The organism is Peterkaempfera podocarpi (assembly GCF_042466665.1).
GTDB classification, from domain to species: domain Bacteria; phylum Actinomycetota; class Actinomycetes; order Streptomycetales; family Streptomycetaceae; genus Peterkaempfera; species Peterkaempfera podocarpi.
Window position 1 is genome coordinate 2,113,408 of record NZ_CP162102.1, and the last position, 14,957, is coordinate 2,128,364.

The 14,957-nt window shown below is 72.7% G+C and carries 14 protein-coding genes and 1 pseudogene; 9 read left to right on the forward strand and 6 right to left on the reverse strand.

Features of this window, described 5'->3' with window-relative positions:
* Positions 1 to 16 precede the first annotated feature (16 nt).
* The gene (paaB, locus tag AB0761_RS09315) at positions 17 to 319 is read right to left on the reverse strand and encodes a 1,2-phenylacetyl-CoA epoxidase subunit PaaB (protein WP_377268494.1); all 303 of its coding nucleotides are present in this window, start codon (positions 317 to 319) and stop codon (positions 17 to 19) included.
* Positions 316 to 1,323, reverse strand: a complete 1,008-nt coding sequence (gene paaA, locus AB0761_RS09320) for a 1,2-phenylacetyl-CoA epoxidase subunit PaaA (RefSeq protein ID WP_377268495.1) — start codon at positions 1,321 to 1,323, stop codon at positions 316 to 318. Before paaA ends, paaB begins: the two co-directional genes overlap by 4 nt.
* Positions 1,324 to 1,526: 203 nt before the next feature.
* On the opposite strand from paaA, the pseudogene AB0761_RS09325 reads away from it, so the two are divergent.
* Positions 1,527 to 2,538: pseudogene (locus AB0761_RS09325) on the forward strand (aldo/keto reductase).
* Positions 2,539 to 2,552: 14 nt separating this feature from the next.
* Positions 2,553 to 3,137 (forward strand): TetR family transcriptional regulator, encoded by a 585-nt coding sequence (locus AB0761_RS09330; RefSeq protein ID WP_377268496.1) that lies wholly within the window; start codon positions 2,553 to 2,555, stop codon positions 3,135 to 3,137.
* Between the two features lie 82 nt (positions 3,138 to 3,219).
* Here AB0761_RS09330 and AB0761_RS09335 read toward each other — a convergent pair whose 3' ends face one another.
* Complete coding sequence (locus AB0761_RS09335; RefSeq protein ID WP_377268497.1) at positions 3,220 to 4,191, reverse strand: anti-sigma factor RsbA family regulatory protein; 972 nt, start codon at positions 4,189 to 4,191, stop codon at positions 3,220 to 3,222.
* Positions 4,192 to 4,418: 227 nt separating this feature from the next.
* On the opposite strand from AB0761_RS09335, the gene AB0761_RS09340 reads away from it, so the two are divergent.
* Both AB0761_RS09340 and AB0761_RS09345 read left to right on the forward strand, forming a co-directional pair.
* Positions 4,419 to 4,631 carry an EF-hand domain-containing protein gene (locus AB0761_RS09340; protein ID WP_055587490.1) on the forward strand — a complete coding sequence of 71 codons (213 nt, stop codon included), beginning with the start codon at positions 4,419 to 4,421 and terminating at the stop codon, positions 4,629 to 4,631.
* A 781-nt stretch (positions 4,632 to 5,412) separates the two neighbouring features.
* The gene (locus AB0761_RS09345) at positions 5,413 to 6,144 is read left to right on the forward strand and encodes a DUF427 domain-containing protein (RefSeq protein ID WP_377268498.1); all 732 of its coding nucleotides are present in this window, start codon (positions 5,413 to 5,415) and stop codon (positions 6,142 to 6,144) included.
* A 69-nt stretch (positions 6,145 to 6,213) separates the two neighbouring features.
* Here AB0761_RS09345 and AB0761_RS09350 read toward each other — a convergent pair whose 3' ends face one another.
* Positions 6,214 to 8,040 (reverse strand): AMP-dependent synthetase/ligase, encoded by a 1,827-nt coding sequence (locus AB0761_RS09350; RefSeq protein WP_377268499.1) that lies wholly within the window; start codon positions 8,038 to 8,040, stop codon positions 6,214 to 6,216.
* Positions 8,041 to 8,471: 431 nt separating this feature from the next.
* On the opposite strand from AB0761_RS09350, the gene AB0761_RS09355 reads away from it, so the two are divergent.
* On the forward strand, positions 8,472 to 9,377 hold the full coding sequence (locus AB0761_RS09355) for an NAD-dependent epimerase/dehydratase family protein (RefSeq protein ID WP_377268500.1): 906 nt from the start codon (positions 8,472 to 8,474) through the stop codon (positions 9,375 to 9,377).
* A 71-nt stretch (positions 9,378 to 9,448) separates the two neighbouring features.
* Here AB0761_RS09355 and AB0761_RS09360 read toward each other — a convergent pair whose 3' ends face one another.
* Positions 9,449 to 10,369 carry an NAD(P)-dependent oxidoreductase gene (locus tag AB0761_RS09360; protein WP_377268501.1) on the reverse strand — a complete coding sequence of 307 codons (921 nt, stop codon included), beginning with the start codon at positions 10,367 to 10,369 and terminating at the stop codon, positions 9,449 to 9,451.
* Positions 10,370 to 10,432: 63 nt separating this feature from the next.
* On the reverse strand, positions 10,433 to 11,695 hold the full coding sequence (locus tag AB0761_RS09365) for a cellulose-binding domain-containing protein (RefSeq protein ID WP_377268502.1): 1,263 nt from the start codon (positions 11,693 to 11,695) through the stop codon (positions 10,433 to 10,435).
* Positions 11,696 to 12,182: 487 nt separating this feature from the next.
* Here AB0761_RS09365 and AB0761_RS09370 point away from each other — a divergent pair, with 487 nt between their 5' ends.
* Genes AB0761_RS09370 through AB0761_RS09385 form a run of 4 tightly spaced genes read left to right on the forward strand, consistent with a single transcriptional unit; the run spans position 12,183 to position 14,941 of the window.
* Complete coding sequence (locus AB0761_RS09370) at positions 12,183 to 13,610, forward strand: ATP-binding protein (protein WP_377268503.1); 1,428 nt, start codon at positions 12,183 to 12,185, stop codon at positions 13,608 to 13,610.
* A complete protein-coding gene (locus AB0761_RS09375; protein ID WP_377268504.1) occupies positions 13,607 to 14,026 on the forward strand; it encodes a roadblock/LC7 domain-containing protein in 420 nt (139 codons plus the stop codon). Before AB0761_RS09370 ends, AB0761_RS09375 begins: the two co-directional genes overlap by 4 nt.
* Complete coding sequence (locus tag AB0761_RS09380) at positions 14,023 to 14,379, forward strand: DUF742 domain-containing protein (protein ID WP_377268505.1); 357 nt, start codon at positions 14,023 to 14,025, stop codon at positions 14,377 to 14,379. Before AB0761_RS09375 ends, AB0761_RS09380 begins: the two co-directional genes overlap by 4 nt.
* A complete protein-coding gene (locus tag AB0761_RS09385; RefSeq protein WP_377268506.1) occupies positions 14,357 to 14,941 on the forward strand; it encodes an ATP/GTP-binding protein in 585 nt (194 codons plus the stop codon). Before AB0761_RS09380 ends, AB0761_RS09385 begins: the two co-directional genes overlap by 23 nt.
* Positions 14,942 to 14,957 lie beyond the last annotated feature (16 nt).

Consider the following 14,957-nt stretch of genomic DNA (forward strand, 5'->3'; position numbering starts at 1 on the left):
TTCTTCCGGGGTGTGGCTAGATGTGGGGGACGTCCGCGGGGATGTCGTAGAAGGTGGGGTGGCGGTAGACCTTGTCGCCGGCGGGGGCGAAGAAGGGGTCCTTCTCGTCCGGGGTGGAGGCGGTGATGGCGTCCGAGCGGACCACCCAGATGGAGACGCCCTCGTTGCGGCGGGTGTAGAGGTCACGGGCGTTGAGCAGGGCCATCCGCTCGTCGGCGGCGTGCAGCGAGCCGACGTGGACATGGTTGAGGCCCCGCTTGCTGCGGACGAAGACCTCGTACAGCGGCCACTGTGCCCGGGGGGCGGTGGTGTCGCTCATGCTGCTCCTCCTGCGGACGGGGTGGTGCGGGCTCGGGAGGCCTGCTTGGCGGCGTGGGCGGCGGCTGCCTCGCGCACCCAGGCGCCCTCCTGGTGGGCGCTGCGGCGGCGGTCGATGCGCTCGGCGTTGCAGGGGCCCTGGCCGCGGATGACCCGGCCGAGCTCCTCCCAGTCGGGCTCGCCGAAGTCGTGGTGGCCGCGCTCCTCGTTCCACTCCAGGTCGGGATCGGGCAGGGTGACGCCCAGCCGTTCGGCCTGAGGGACCGTCATGTCGACGAAGCGCTGGCGCAGTTCGTCATTGGTGTGGCGCTTGATCCGCCAGGCCATGGACTGCGCGGTGTTGGGCGAGTCGGCGTCCGGCGGGCCGAACATCATCAGCGACGGCCACCACCAGCGGTCGACGGCGTCCTGCAGCATCCGGCGCTGCGACTCGGTGCCCCGGGAGAGGGTCATCAGCAGTTCGTAGCCCTGCCGCTGGTGGAAGGACTCCTCCTTGCAGATGCGCACCATCGCGCGGGCGTAGGGGCCGTAGGAGCAGCGGCAGAGCGGCACCTGGTTGCAGATGGCCGCGCCGTCCACCAGCCAGCCGATCACCCCGACGTCGGCGAAGGTCAGGGTGGGGTAGTTGAAGATCGAGGAGTACTTCTGGCGGCCGCTGATCAGCTTCTCGGTGAGCTCTGCGCGGTCGACGCCCAGGGTCTCCGCGGCGGAGTAGAGGTAGAGGCCGTGCCCGGCCTCGTCCTGCACCTTGGCCAGCAGGATCGCCTTGCGGCGCAGGGAGGGGGCGCGGGTAAGCCAGTTGCCCTCCGGCTGCATGCCGATGATCTCCGAGTGGGCGTGCTGGGCGATCTGCCGGATCAGCGTCGCCCGGTAGCCGTCCGGCATCCAGTCCCTCGGCTCGATCCGCTGCTCGGACTCGACGACCTGCTCGAAACGGTGCTGCAGCGCATCGGCTCCGGGTGCTGCGGCGGTCGCCGCGGCGGCTGCTGTACCGGTGCTGGACATCGACCCCACCTCCCTACTGACCGTTCGGTCGGCTCCCAGTCTCGCGGGTGACCGACGCCTCTGGCAAGAGCGATCAGGCCGGACGGGTCGGAGAACCCCGACACCCCGCGGCGCGCCGGCGCCGGCGAATAACGGGTGACAGATATTGAAATCTGTCACCCGTCATGCGATGCTCGTTCTGTCACCACCCCTGAGGAGTCACTTTGATCACCCGCCCCCTCGGCACCACCGGCCCCGCCGTCTCCGCCATCGGACTCGGCTGCATGGGCATGTCCGACCTCTACGGCCCCGCGGACGAGACGGAGTCCATCGCCACCGTCCACGCCGCCCTCGACGCCGGCGTCACCCTGCTGGACACCGGCGACTTCTACGGCATGGGCCACAACGAGATGCTGATTCGCGAGGCGCTTCGCGGCCGCGACCGCGACCAGGTCGCCATCAGCGTGAAGTTCGGCGCCCTGCGCGGCCCGGACGGCAGCTGGCTGGGCAACGACGCCCGTCCGGCGTCGGTGAAGACCTTCCTGGCCTACACACTGCGCCGGCTGGGCACCGACCATGTCGACATCTACCGTCCCGCCCGGCTCGACCCCGCCGTGCCGGTCGAGGAGACGGTCGGCGCCATCGCCGAGCTGGTCCAGGCCGGCTACGTCCGTCACCTGGGCCTGTCCGAGGTGAGCGCCGCCACCCTGCGCCGCGCCCACGCCGTACATCCCGTCTCCGACCTGCAGATCGAGTACTCGCTGCTCTCCCGCTCCATCGAGACCGAGATCCTGCCCACCGCCCGTGAACTGGGGGGGCGTCACCGCCTACGGAGTGCTCTCCCGCGGCCTGCTGAGCGGCCGCTGGAGCAAGGACCGCGAGACCGCCCCCGGGGACTTCCGCGCCATGAGCCCCCGCTTCAGCGGCGACAACCTGGCCCACAACCTCACCCTGGTGGACGCCCTGCGCGCGGTCGCCGAGGAGCGGCAGGCCACCGTCGCCCAGACGGCCATCGCCTGGGTCCTCTCCCGCGGCGAGGACATCGTCCCGCTGGTCGGCGCCCGCCGCCGGGACCGGCTTGCCGAGGCGCTCGGGGCGCTCGACCTGCGGCTCTCCGACCGCGACCTGGCCCGGATCGAGGAGGCGGTGCCCGCCGGGGCCGCCGCCGGCGACCGGTACGCTGCCCAGCAGATGGCCCATCTGGACAGCGAGTCCGGACCCCACCGCGACCACTGAGGACGGCCCCACCCGTGACGGAGAGTGCACTGACCCCCGAGCGGATCCTCCGGGCGACCGAGGACGTGCTGCGGCGGTACGGCCCGGCCAAGGCCACCGTCGTGGATGTCGCCCGGACGCTCGGGGTCAGTCACGGCAGCGTCTACCGCCACTTCTCCAGCAAGGCCGCGCTGCGCGAGGCCGTCACCGAGCGGTGGCTGGACCGGGCCCATACCTCGCTGGCGGGCATCGCCGCCGATGCCGGTCCGGCGGACGAACGGCTGCACCGCTGGCTGAGGACGCTCTTTGAGGCCAAGCAGCACAAGGCGCTGGACGACCCCGAGCTGTTCGCCACCTACACCACGCTGATCGGCCAGACCAGCGAGGTGGTGGAGCGGCATCTGGAGACCCTGGTCGAGCAGCTGACCGCGATCATCGCCGACGGTGTGGCCCAGGGCATCTTCGCCGCCGACGATCCGGCCACCGCCGCCCGGGCCTTCTTCCAGGCCACCTCCCGTTTCCACGATCCATGCCATGCCGCCCAGTGGTCCGGGCCGCGGATCGAGGAGGACTTGGAGGCGGTGTGGACGCTGCTCCGCAATGGACTGGCCACCCGCTGAGCAGCGGCGGAGCCGTTCGGCACGGCGTACCGGCCCGGCGGCGCCCGGCCCCCGCGCACGGCACGGACCGCTCGGAACGGCCCTAACTCCGCGCTGCGGCCGGGCCGATGTCCATGTGCATCCGCAGCACCAGCCCGTCATGGCCGGCACGCACCTCGACCAGGTCGCAGAGCTGGTGGATCATCCACAGGCCGCGGCCGCCCTCCGCGGAGGCCAGCCCCGGCCGCCGGCGTCCGGCCAGCAGGTCGCCCAGCCGGCCGGAGTCCCGTACCTCCGCCACCACGGCACCGCCCTCGGACCAGACCCGCAGCTCTCCGCCGCCTCCCCCGTGGGCCACCGAGTTCCCGGTGGCCTCGCCGACCGCCAGCACCAGGTCACGGCGGCGACCGCGGTCCAGTCCGCTCGCCGCCAGCCGGTGGTCCAGCCAGCCGCGGACGGCCGCCAGTTCCCCGGCGGTGAAGCCCAGCCGCTGGAAGCGCTGCGGTTGCGGCAGCGCCGTGTCGCAGTCGGCGCACACCTGCGCGGGGGCGGTGTAGCCGACCGAGGTGCAGCGCTTGCCTCCCTGGAGCATCGTGGGATGGGTGCGACGGGCGTCCTCGACGACCCGGGGCGCCAGGCCCGCGGTGTCATAGGGACAGAGGATGGAGACCGGGCGCCGCCGGAAGGCCAGGTTGATCAGCGCCTCGTGACGGGTGGCCTCCCGCACCTCGGCGGGTGAGCGCTGCGGCCAGATCGGCTCGCCGACCAGTCGGCTGCGGCCGGTGGTGTGGCGGTCGGCGAACTCACGCAGCGCGGCGAGGATCCGGCCCGGATTGCGGCCCAGCTCGGCCATGTCGGCGAAGTCGACCGCGCCGGCGGTGTCGCCTAGCCGCTCGCGCAGCGGTCCCAGGCGCGGTCGCGGGACGGCGACCAGCACCGGTTCACCGGCCTCCAGGCCCGCGCGGACAAAGCTGCCGACGCCGTCCAGATAGGCGTCCAGCCCCTGGTAGAGCAGAGCCGGATGATCGAACTCCGGATCTGCCGGTTCCTCGCTACGCAGTGTGCCCTCGCTCACACTTCCGCACCTCCAGCGCCCGGCGGCGCACCCAGACACCGTACCCACGGCGCCTGACCCGCCGTCCACTGCCCGGCACCGCCGCTCTCCTACCCATTTCCGGGCGATGACTCGCCCCCTTCGGCCTCTGGCGGAAGAGGGCGGCCGCAGGTGGTCACTGGGGAGCGGCAGCGCCCTCCTGCTAGCGTGCCGCTGCACCACAACTGTGAACGAGGAGGGGCACCCCCATGGCGGACATCGAGGCGGCCAAGGCGGCGTTCGAGCGGTTCGACGTCAACGGCGACGGACAGATCTCGGCTGCCGAGTACAAGAGCACCATGGCGGCTCTCGGCAACCACTACGTCACCGAGGAGCTCGCCAAGAGCGTCATCAAGGCTGCCGACAGCAACGGCGACGGCCTGATCTCCTGGGACGAGTTCTGGGCCACCCAGCAGAGCTGACCCGCCGTGCCGCAGGGCGCGGAACCGCCGGAGGGCGGCTTCGCGCCCTGCGGCTGCCGGAACCGATCGTGTCACCGGACGGCGCCGGAGCCCTCTGCCTGACTGTACGGGTGGGCGCCGGATCAGCCGCGCGGTGTTCCGTACGGAGATGCGCGAGGGGTCTGCGGGCCACCCGGGACGCCGCTCACCCACCGGCTCGCGCCGACCGCCCGGGGCCGACTGCGCAAGGCTGCGGCGGAGGCTGTCGGCGGGGCTGCGGGGATGTCGGTGCGGCTGACGGCCAGCCATGTCGTGCTGCCGTCCGGAAGCCTGCGGAGGAGAGCTCGTACAGGAGCGCCGACCGGCTCGCGGCGGCGGTGCTGCACACCGCGGGCGCGAGCCGCTGACGGCGCTCCGGCTCTGGTGCGGGCGGGAGACGGGGGGACCCCCGCCCGCATCCGGAGCCTGACACAGTCCGGAGGCATTGACAATACCGATCGGTATGTGAAGTTGCTGACGGGCCTTCAGATCCAGCCCCGGCACCCGGACGGCCGTACCGCGGCAGCCCGGCCGTGACCCCCTCCCCACCTGCGGCGTTGCCCGGTCATGGACCCTGAGATCAGCACTGGCGACCCCGACGAGCCCGGCACCGACACCGCACCCGCCGTCCCCGAGGACGACGACGGCTGGGCCTGGACCAGCGCGGTGCCGCAGACCGAGTGACCCGGCCCCGCCCGACCGCGCACGGCCGGCTCCGGGGGCCGGTACGGAATCCGGCGCCCGCCGTCCGCGTTGTACGGCCATGGCTACCGAACCTGCGGAGCAGCACCCTCGCGTCGAGGCAGGCAGCAAGCGGATCCGCGCCTTCCTGGGCGGCCTCCCGGTCGTCGACACCGTCCGGCCGGCCCTGGTGTGGGAGATCCCGTACTACCCGGCCTACTACCTCCCCGCGGCCGATCTCCGGGCGGATCTGGAGCCCACCGGCCGCACCAGACACTCCCCCGCGCTCGGTGAGGGGCAGCTGTTCGATGTACGGTCCGGCGGCCGCACCGCGCAGGGCGCCGCGGTGCGCTACCCCGACTCCCCGGTGGCGCAGCTGCGCGACCTGGTGCGACTGGACTGGGACGCCATGGACGCCTGGTTCGAGGAGGACGAGGAGGTCTTCGTCCACCCGCGCAGCCCCTACACCCGGATCGACATCCTGTCCTCGTCCCGGTCGGTGCGGGTGGAGATCGAGGGCGTGACGGTGGCCGAGAGCAGCAGCCCCCGGGTGCTCTTCGAGACCGGGCTGCCGCCGCGGTTCTACCTGCCGAAGACCGATGTGCGGCTGGACCTGCTGGAGCCGGGCGAGACGGTGAGCCGCTGCCCGTACAAGGGCCGCGCGGAGCATCTCTCGGCGCGGATCGACGGCCGGCTGCACACGGATGTCGCCTGGACCTATCCGACCCCGCTGCGGGAGAGCGCGGCCATCGCCGGGCTGGTCTGCTTCTACGACTCCCGCGCGGACGTCACGGTGGAACCGGCCCGCGGCTGACCGCTACCCGCCACAGCGGGGACACCCCGCCGGACGGGACGCGGTCGTCCCGTCCGGCGGGGCGGGGTGTCACCCCGCGTACAGCTCGTCGATGTCCGCGGCGTACGCCTTGACGATCGCCCGGCGGCGCAGTTTGAGCGACGGCGTGAGCAGTCCCTGGCCCACGCTGAACTCCACGGGCAGGATGCGGAAGGCACGAATGGACTCCGCCCGGGACACGGCGGTGTTGGCGGTCACCACCACCCGCTGGATCTCCTCCTGCAGATCCGTGTCGGACACCGCCCCCCAGCCCGCGTCGGCCTGCTTCTGGTGCACCCGCTGCCAGTGCACCAGCGCCTCCGGGTCCAGGGTGATCAGCGCCGCCACATAGGGCCGGTTGTCCCCCACCAGCAGGCACTGGGAGATCAGCGGATGCGCCCGCACCCGCTCCTCCAGCACCGCCGGGGCGACACTCTTGCCGCCGCTGGTGATGATGACGTCCTTCTTGCGGCCGGTGATGGAGAGATAGCCGTCCTGGTCCAGGGACCCCAGGTCACCGGTGGCGAACCAGCCGTCCCTGAGCACCTCCGCGGTGCCCTGCGGATCATTGAGGTAGCCCGCGAAGACGGTGCCGCCGCGCACCCAGATCTCACCGTCGGGGGCGATGTGCACGGCGGAGCCGGGCAGCGGACGGCCGACGGTGCCGAACTTGGTACGGCCCAGCGGCTGCCCGGTGACGGCGCCGGTGGTCTCCGTCAGCCCGTAGCCGTCGTAGACGGTGATGCCGATGCCCGCGAAGAGCAGCCCCAGCGTGCGGCTGAGCGCGGAGCCACCGGAGACCGCATGGCGCACCCGGCCGCCCAGCACCGCGCGCAGTCTGCGGTAGATCAGGCGGTCGTACATGCGGTGCCGCAGCCGCAGGGCGGGGCTGGGCCCCGGTCCGCTGCGTTCCCGGCGCGCCTCCTGGGCCTCGGCGAAGCGCACCGCCACGTCCATGGCCTTGTCGAAGGCCTCCGTCCGGCCGGCATCCGCGGCGCTGAGCCGCGCCCGGGAGACGATCTTCTCGAAGACATAGGGCACGGCGAAGAGGAAGGTGGGCCGGAAGGACGCCAGCGCGGGCAGCAGCTCCCCGGTGGTGATCTCCGGCTGGTGGCCGAGCCGCACCCCCGCGCGGAGGCAGTAGACCTGCACCATCAGGCCGTAGACATGGGCCAGCGGCAGGAACACCAGGATGGCCGGCTGCTCGCCCGGTGCGGCGGCCAGTGCGCCCCAGCCGGCCTGGAGGGTGTCGCACTCCACGGCGAAGTTGGCATGGGTGACCACACAGCCCTTGGGCCGCCCGGTGGTGCCGGAGGTATAGGTGATCGCGGCGGGCGAGTTGGGGTCGACGGCTGCACGGTGGCTGTGCACGGTCTCGTCCGGGATGTCCCGGCCGAGCCGGGACAGCTGCCGTACACAGCCGCCGTCCAGCTGCCAGATGCGCTTGAGGGTGGGCAGCCCGTCGCAGGCGGCGCCGACGGTCATGGCGTCGTCCTCGTGCTCCACCACGCAGGCGACCGCACGGGAGTCTGCCAGGATCCAGCTGACCTGCTCCGACGAGGAGGTGGGGTAGATGGGCACCACCTGCGCGCCGATCGACCAGAGGGCATAGCTGAACTGGGTCCACTCATAGCGGGTGCGCGCCATGATGCCGACCCGGTCGCCGAACCGGACGCCGCTCGCCAGCAGCCCCTTGGCGAGGGCCGTCACCTCGTCGCGGAAGGCGGCCGCGGTCACCTCCGACCAGCCGGCGGCCCCGGGTGCCCGCCTCGCCAGTTGGATCCGTTGCGGTTCCTGTGCCGCCACCTGGTAGACCGTGTCGGCCAGCCCCCCGCTCCGCGGGGGCTCCACCAAGGGCGGGACGCTGAAGTCGCGCACCGTGCCACTCTCCCTCACCCGTTGCACCGCCGAACCGACCGGCGGTGGCAGGGCAAGCTACCGGACCCCCTTGCATACTGCCTAGGGGCGTGCAGTTGCACGTGCACGCTGCTGACATGACGTCTCAACAGCTTATTGGCACTGCATGCAAGCTGGAGTGCCATAATGGAGATCGGACATACCCCCGCACAGGCCCCGGACGGTCCACGCCCCGCGCCGGACGGCACAAGGACGTCACCTCACCCTGCCGCGACGCACACCGAGCCGGGCCGCAACGCGCACACCCCGCCGCCCGGGCAGCCTCCCCGACCAACCCCCTGCCGACGCCACGTCACCTCCCGTATCCGCTCCGGCTGCCGTCCGGAGCCCGGCCCCTTTGGGCCAGGGCGTGCCAGGCGCGAATGGTCGGACAAGCCCTAGCATCGGGTGCCATGCGCATCCTCGTACTGGGCGGTACCTCCTTTGTCGGCCGGGCGATCGTGGAGGACGCCCTGCGCGCCGGCGCCGAACCGACGCTCTTCAGCCGCGGCAGGACCGGCACCGGCCTCTTCCCGGACGTACCGAGGCTCATCGGCGACCGCGACACCGGCGACTACGACGCACTGCGAGCCGGGAGCTGGGACGCCGTGGTGGACGTCAGCGGCTATCTCCCGCGCCAGGTCGGGCAGGCCATGGACGCGCTGGGCGACCGGGTCGGCCGCTACCTCTTCATCTCCAGCAACGCGGTCTACGCCCGGGAGGGCGTACGGCCGGGCGCCGACGAGGACACCCCGCGACTGGCCCCGGTGCGCCATGTGCGGCAGGTCCAGGACCTGGACGACGCCACCTACGGTCCGTCCAAGGCGGCCTGCGAGGACGATGTGACGGCCCGTTACGGCGACCGGGCCACCGTTGTGCGCCCCGGCCAGGTGGTCGGGCCGCACGACGGCTCGGACCTCTTCACCTACTGGGTGCGCCGGGCCGCACGCGGCGGACGGGTCGCACTGCCCGGCGATCCGGAGCAGCCGGTGCAGGTGGTGGACTCCCGCGATGTTGCCCGTCTGGTGGTGCAGCTGCTGGCGGACGACCGGCCCGGCGCCTTCCATGCCGTCGGCCCGGCGGAGCCGACCACCCTGGGCGGGCTGATCGAGAGCTGCGCCCGGGCGGCGGGCAGCCGGGTGGAGATCGTGCCGGTGCCGCCCGGGACGGCGCCGCGCTTCCCGCTGGTCCGGGCGGACCGTGTCACCCAGCAGCGGAGTCCGGCCCGCGCCCGGGCGGCCGGTCTGCCCGCGACCCCGCTGGAGGTCACCGCCGCCGATGTGCTGGCCTGGGACCGCGAGCGGGGGAGCCGCCGCTGAGCCGCGGGTTCTCCCCCGAGGAGGAGCAACGGCTGCTCGGCCGGCACGGCTGACCGGCCGGCCCACCGCGCTCAGCCGGCGAAGGAGGCGAAGTAGGTGGCGGCCATGTCGTCGTCGGCGTGCCCCTGCGCGGCTGCCCGGCGGAACCGTTCGGCACCGGCCGCGGCGACGTCCAGGGCGATGCCGGCCTGCCGGCCGGCCTCGACGATCAGCCGGGCGTCCTTCTCCGCGGTGGCGGTGGCGAAGTTGGGGCTGTAGTCCCCGGCCATGATGGCGGCGGCCTTGGCCCGGAGATAGCCCATGTCCAGCGGGCCGCCGGCGATCGCGTCCAGGAACGCGTGCGGGTCGACGTCCAGGGCCTGGGCGAGGGCCAGCGCCTCGGCGGTGCCATGGGTGACGGTGAGCACCCAGCTGTTGCAGACCAGCTTGAGCCGGGTGGCGGCGCCGGCCGCCCCGTCCTCGCCCACCCAGGCGGTCCTGCTGCCGACGGCGTCGAAGACCGGTGCCAGTACGGCCCGGGTGTCCGCCGGTCCTGCCGCCAGGACCAGCAACTGACCGCTCTCCGCGGGTTGCCGGGTGCCGAGGACGGGTGCGTCGACATAGCGCAGGCCGTGCTCGGTGGCGAACGCGGCCAGCACCGGCTGGGCCTCCAGCCCGGCGGTGGAGCACTGGGCCCACACCGCGCCGGGCCGCAGCGCCGGTGCGGCCTGGCCCATGGCCTGGAGCGCGGCATGGCCGTCGTACAGCATGGTAAGGACCACATCGGCCCCGTGGACCGCCTCGGCCGGGGTGTCCGCGACCCTTGCGCCGTCGGCCGCCAGCGGCTGGGCCTTGGCCCGGGTGCGGTTCCACACCCGCACCTGCAGCCCCGCGCGGGCCAGGTTGCGGGCCATGGCCGCGCCCATGATGCCGGTGCCGAGGACTGCCACAGCGGTGTCAGGGGTGTTGTCGGCCACGGGTGCTCCCTCTCCTCGTCGGTGTTCCGAGGTCATCCTGCGCCGTCGGCGCCCCGATGTCACCGACATCGGGGCGCCGGGTGCGTCCAGGTCAGCAGGTCAGCAGCCGATGGGCTGGGAGCCGACCGCGACGTCGTCGAACCAGAGGGTGTCGTCCCCGCTGCCGTAGCTCTCCCAGCCGAGGCGGAAGGTGGTGGGCCGGGGCGCCGTGGTGCGGCTCAGCCACTGGTTGTCGATGTCCTGGGTGGGAGTGCCGTCGAGATGCAGCCCCGGTACCTCGGTGTCGTCGAGATAGGTGCTCATGGACTGCTTGGTGGTGTCGATCTGGAAGCGCAGGCAGACCCAGCGCCCGGTCGGCAGCGGGGTGGACTGGGCGACTCCCGCGGGGCTCTGCACCGGGAGGGTCGCGTCGTCGGACTGCCGGTTCCACTGGAGGGCGTTGTTCTGGCCGCCGATCCGCAGATCCTTGCCGCCGTCGTTGGCGTCCGCCATGGTGATCGAGGTGACATGGGCGGACGGCAGTGCGGTGGTGTGCCGGACCCGCATCCGCGCGTACAGCACCGGGCCGATCGAGGAGACGTCCTTGGTGGTGCCGACGAAGACGTGGTTGCAGTACCCGGCGTGGCCGTCGATCCGCAGGGAGCGGGTTCCGCTGTAGGCCACCGAGGTGTCGATGGCTGCGGTGCCCGAGCCCTGACAGTCGGGGGTGACGACCTGCCAGTCGCCGGTGGGGACGGTACCCGTCTGGTCCTCGAAGCCCGAGCAGACCACCGCGGTGCCGCAGCCGGCGGACGGCGGCGGGGTGGTGGGGGCGGTCGGCGGCGGGGTGGTGGGCGGGGTCGAGGTGGGCGGAGTGGAGGTGGGCGGGGTGGTGGGGCTGGTGGGCGGGGTGGTGGTCGGGGTCGGGCCGGTGGTGGCTCCGTTGCAGGTGGTGCCGTTGAGGGCGAAGTCCGCGGGCGGCGGGTCGGCGATCGCCCAGGTGCCCTGGACGCCGAAGTCCGCGCTGCCGCCGGTGGCGAGGCTGCCGTTCCAGGCGACGTTGGTGGCGGTGACGGCCTTGCCGGACTGGGTGACGGTCGAGTTCCAGGCGGAGGTGATGTGCTCGTCGGCGCCGTAGGTCCAGGTCAGCTTCCAGCTGCTGACCGCCGCTCCGAGGTTGGTGACCTTGATCTGCGCCGTGTATCCGCCGGACCACTGGTTGACGGTGTAGTCGACCTTGCAGCCGACCGTGGCGGCGGCCTCGGCGTTCGGCAGGGGCAGCAGCGCGGCGCCGACGGCGAGCAGGACCGAGGCCCCTGCGGCCGCGGCGGTACGGATCCGGGCGCGGGACCGGACGCGGTGGTTCGATGGGGTGCTGGTCATGGGGCGTTCCGCTTCCTCTCGTAAGCCTGGGTGGGGGCTTGCCTGTGCGGACCGGGGAGGTGCTCGGTCGCCCGCGGATTCGCGAGCGATATGGGAGCGCTCCCAGTCACCAGGGCCCATCGACGCCCAGAACGACGGAGGAGCGCGGACCCAGGGGCGGGTCCGGCCTCCACTTCTCACAGTCGCGTGGTTGGTCGGATTTGGTAGATATGAAGCCAGTACTGTCGCGAGCGCGTCAAGTTAACCGCATGCCTTCATTTCTCGAACCCATCCGCCCGATCCCGGCACCTGGGCGGGAGCGCTCCCACAACCTTCAAACGCCAGGGGCGAGTTTCCGCCGCTCCGTCGAATTCTCGTCATGGACACGCGACGTGCACGGCAGAGATCGCTACTCTGTCGCGCGGCGGCGCCGAGTCGCCACGCACGGGGGGAAGTTGACGACACGTCAGCTTGTGCGGGCCAATGAAACCCGTGCCACGAGGAACTGATGGCGTTTCAAACTTCCGAAACGGTGTTCTGGTGTCTGGTCGTCTGCCTGCTGGCTGCTGCCGTGGGCGCACTGCGCCTGTGGCGCTCCGCCACCGCCGCACGCAGACGCACCGCGACCCTGGAGCGCAACCTCCGAGCACGGGACGAGGAGGCCCGGCACCTGGTCGAGGTACGGCTTCCGGCCGTCACCGATGCGGTGTACAGCCGCAATGTGCCGATCCCCGGGCTGCTGGACGCCGGCCTCGAGGGCTCCCCCTTCGGTCGGAACCTGCACGCCGCCGCCGCGGCGTTCGGCGGCTTCGTGGAGACCGCGCAGTCCCGTGCCGACCGGGCCTCGCGCGCCTCGCTGGCGTCCGCGATGAAGGCGCTGCAGGGCCTCGCCAATGAGCAGCAGCTGGCCATCTCGGCCATGCAGGACCGGCACGACGATCCCGAGGTGCTCCAGGGCCTGCTGGAGATCGACCACATGAACGCGCAGATCGGCCGGCGTGCCCAGGCCATCGCGGTGCTCTCCGGCTCCTGGCCCGGACGGCAGCGGGTCTCCTCCCCGGTGCTGGCCGTGGTCCGCGGCGCCACCTCCCGGATCCGCGACTACCAGCGGGTGCAGATCCGCGGCCAGGTCGAGCTGGCGGTGGTGAGCCGAGCGGTGGAACCGGCCGTACTGGCCGTCGCCGAGCTGCTGGACAACGCCGCACGGCACTCCCAGCCGGACACCCCGATCGAGGTCTCCATCCAGTCCGCCCACAACGGTGTCTCGATCGTCATCGACGACTGCGGCGTCGGCATGCTGGAGGAGGAGATCAGACAGGCCTCCGCGCTGCTCTCCGGTGAGCAGGCGGTGGACGTCACCCGGCTCGGCGACCCCCCGGCCTTCGGCCATGCGGTGGTCGGCCGGCTGGCCTCCCGATACGGGTTCCGGGCATTCGCCGATTCGGCGTCACCGTTCGGCGGTCTGCGCGCGGTGGTCTTCCTGCCCAGCGCCCTGCTCACTCCGATCGAGCGGAACGCCCCCACTGTGACCCCACCCCGCACCGCGGCACCCCAGCCCGCGCACCAGCCCCAGCCGGCCCCGGCCCCGGCGCCCGCGCCCGCGCCCGCGCCGGCCGTTGCCCCCGCGCCCGTCCCCGCCCCGCAGGCGGCCCCGGTGTCACCCCCGGCCCAGGCTCCGGCCCCGGCGCCCGCAGCCCGGGCCGACGCCCCGGAAGGCCCCCTGGACGACCTGCCGCAGCGCCGCCGCCGGCAGCCCGCCGCCGAGCACGCCCGTGCCGACGCGCCCCGCGCCCCGCAGGCGCCGGAGCCGCGTCCCGCCAAGGAGGACGCCGCCACGCTCGGCGCCTTCCAGCGGGGCACCAGGGCCGGCCGCGCCACACCCCCCGCAGACACCACCGAAGGCCCGTCGCAGGGCGAAAGGCAGCCGCAGCGATGAACTATGACGGCACACTCGACTGGATGCTCGACGAGGCGCTCGGCATGCCCGAGGCCCTGCACGCGATCCTGCTGACCCGGGACGGTCTGCTGCGGGCCCGCTCCCAGGGGATCTCCCGCGACGAGGCCGAGCGCCAGGCCGCTGCGCTGTGCGGAGTGGTCTCCATCAGCCGCAACACCGCGGGCTTCTGCGGCTATGCCGACAACGGGCCGGTCCCGCCGTGGCGGCAGACCCTGATCGAGTTCGACGACGCCTTCGTCCTGGTCATCGCCGCCGGTGAGGGCTCCTATCTGGCGGTCTCGGCCACCGACCGGGTCGACCTGGAGGCGTGCAGCTTCCGGATGCAGCAGCTGGTGGACCGCCTGGGGAAGGCCATGGCCAGCCCCGACCGCCTCGGCGAGGACGGCCGCGGATGACCGCCCGCCGTCGGGACAGCGCGCTGGTGAGGCCGTATGTGGTCACCGACGGCCGGGCCGTGCCCAGTCGGAACACCCTGGACCTGGTCACCTTGGTCCGGGTCACCGGGAGCCGGCCCGCGGGGCTGCTCAGCCCGGAGAAGCAGGCGCTGCTGGGGCTCTGCCGGGGCGGCGCGCTCTCGGTCGCCGAGATCTCGGCGCACCTGACCCTGCCGGTCGGCATCTGCAAGGTGCTGATCGCCGACCTGGTCGACGAGGGCTTACTGAGCACCCGCTCCCCCATCCCCCGGGCGGAGCGCCCGGACCGCGACCTTGTGGAGGAGGTACTCCGTGGACTCCGCGCCCTCCGGTGACACCCGCTATCTGCCCGCATCGGTGCAGCGGGCCGTCAAGATCGTGGTGGCGGGGCCCTTCGGCGTCGGCAAGACGACCCTGGTGGGCACCCTCTCCGAGATCCGGCCGCTGCGTACCGAGGAGACCATGACGCAGGCCGGCGCGGCCGTCGACGACCTCGCGGGGATCAAGGACAAGACGACCACCACGGTCGCCATGGACTTCGGCCGCCTCACCCTCAACGACCATCTGGTCCTCTTCCTCTTCGGCGCCCCGGGCCAGGCGCGCTTCCAGCAGTTGTGGCACGACCTCACCTACGGCGCGCTGGGCGCCCTGGTGCTGGCCGACACCCGCCGGCTGGACCAGTCCTTCGACGTCATCGACCGGCTGGAGGAGGCCGGGCTGCCGTACGCGGTGGCCGTCAACGACTTCCCGGACGCCCCCTCGTACGACGAGGAGCGGCTGCGCAAGGCGCTGGACCTGCTGCCCGAGACCCCGATGGTGGTCTGCGACGCCCGTGACCGGACGTCCGCCACCGATGCGCTGATCACCCTCGTCGAGCATCTGCTCACCCTCAGCTGACCTGGAGCCCTGACCC

What these genes read in the sequence shown, in the direction of transcription:
- AB0761_RS09380 (WP_377268505.1), top strand. Translation starts at nt 14,023, where the DNA reads ATGACCGCCCGCCGTCGGGACAGCGCGCTGGTGAGGCCGTATGTGGTC.
- AB0761_RS09370 (WP_377268503.1), top strand. Translation starts at nt 12,183, where the DNA reads ATGGCGTTTCAAACTTCCGAAACGGTGTTCTGGTGTCTGGTCGTCTGC.
- paaB (WP_377268494.1), bottom strand. Translation starts at nt 319, where the DNA reads ATGAGCGACACCACCGCCCCCCGGGCACAGTGGCCGCTGTACGAGGTC.
- AB0761_RS09355 (WP_377268500.1), top strand. Translation starts at nt 8,472, where the DNA reads ATGCGCATCCTCGTACTGGGCGGTACCTCCTTTGTCGGCCGGGCGATC.
- AB0761_RS09375 (WP_377268504.1), top strand. Translation starts at nt 13,607, where the DNA reads ATGAACTATGACGGCACACTCGACTGGATGCTCGACGAGGCGCTCGGC.
- AB0761_RS09345 (WP_377268498.1), top strand. Translation starts at nt 5,413, where the DNA reads ATGGCTACCGAACCTGCGGAGCAGCACCCTCGCGTCGAGGCAGGCAGC.
- AB0761_RS09365 (WP_377268502.1), bottom strand. Translation starts at nt 11,695, where the DNA reads ATGACCAGCACCCCATCGAACCACCGCGTCCGGTCCCGCGCCCGGATC.
- AB0761_RS09360 (WP_377268501.1), bottom strand. Translation starts at nt 10,369, where the DNA reads ATGACCTCGGAACACCGACGAGGAGAGGGAGCACCCGTGGCCGACAAC.
- paaA (WP_377268495.1), bottom strand. Translation starts at nt 1,323, where the DNA reads ATGTCCAGCACCGGTACAGCAGCCGCCGCGGCGACCGCCGCAGCACCC.
- AB0761_RS09340 (WP_055587490.1), top strand. Translation starts at nt 4,419, where the DNA reads ATGGCGGACATCGAGGCGGCCAAGGCGGCGTTCGAGCGGTTCGACGTC.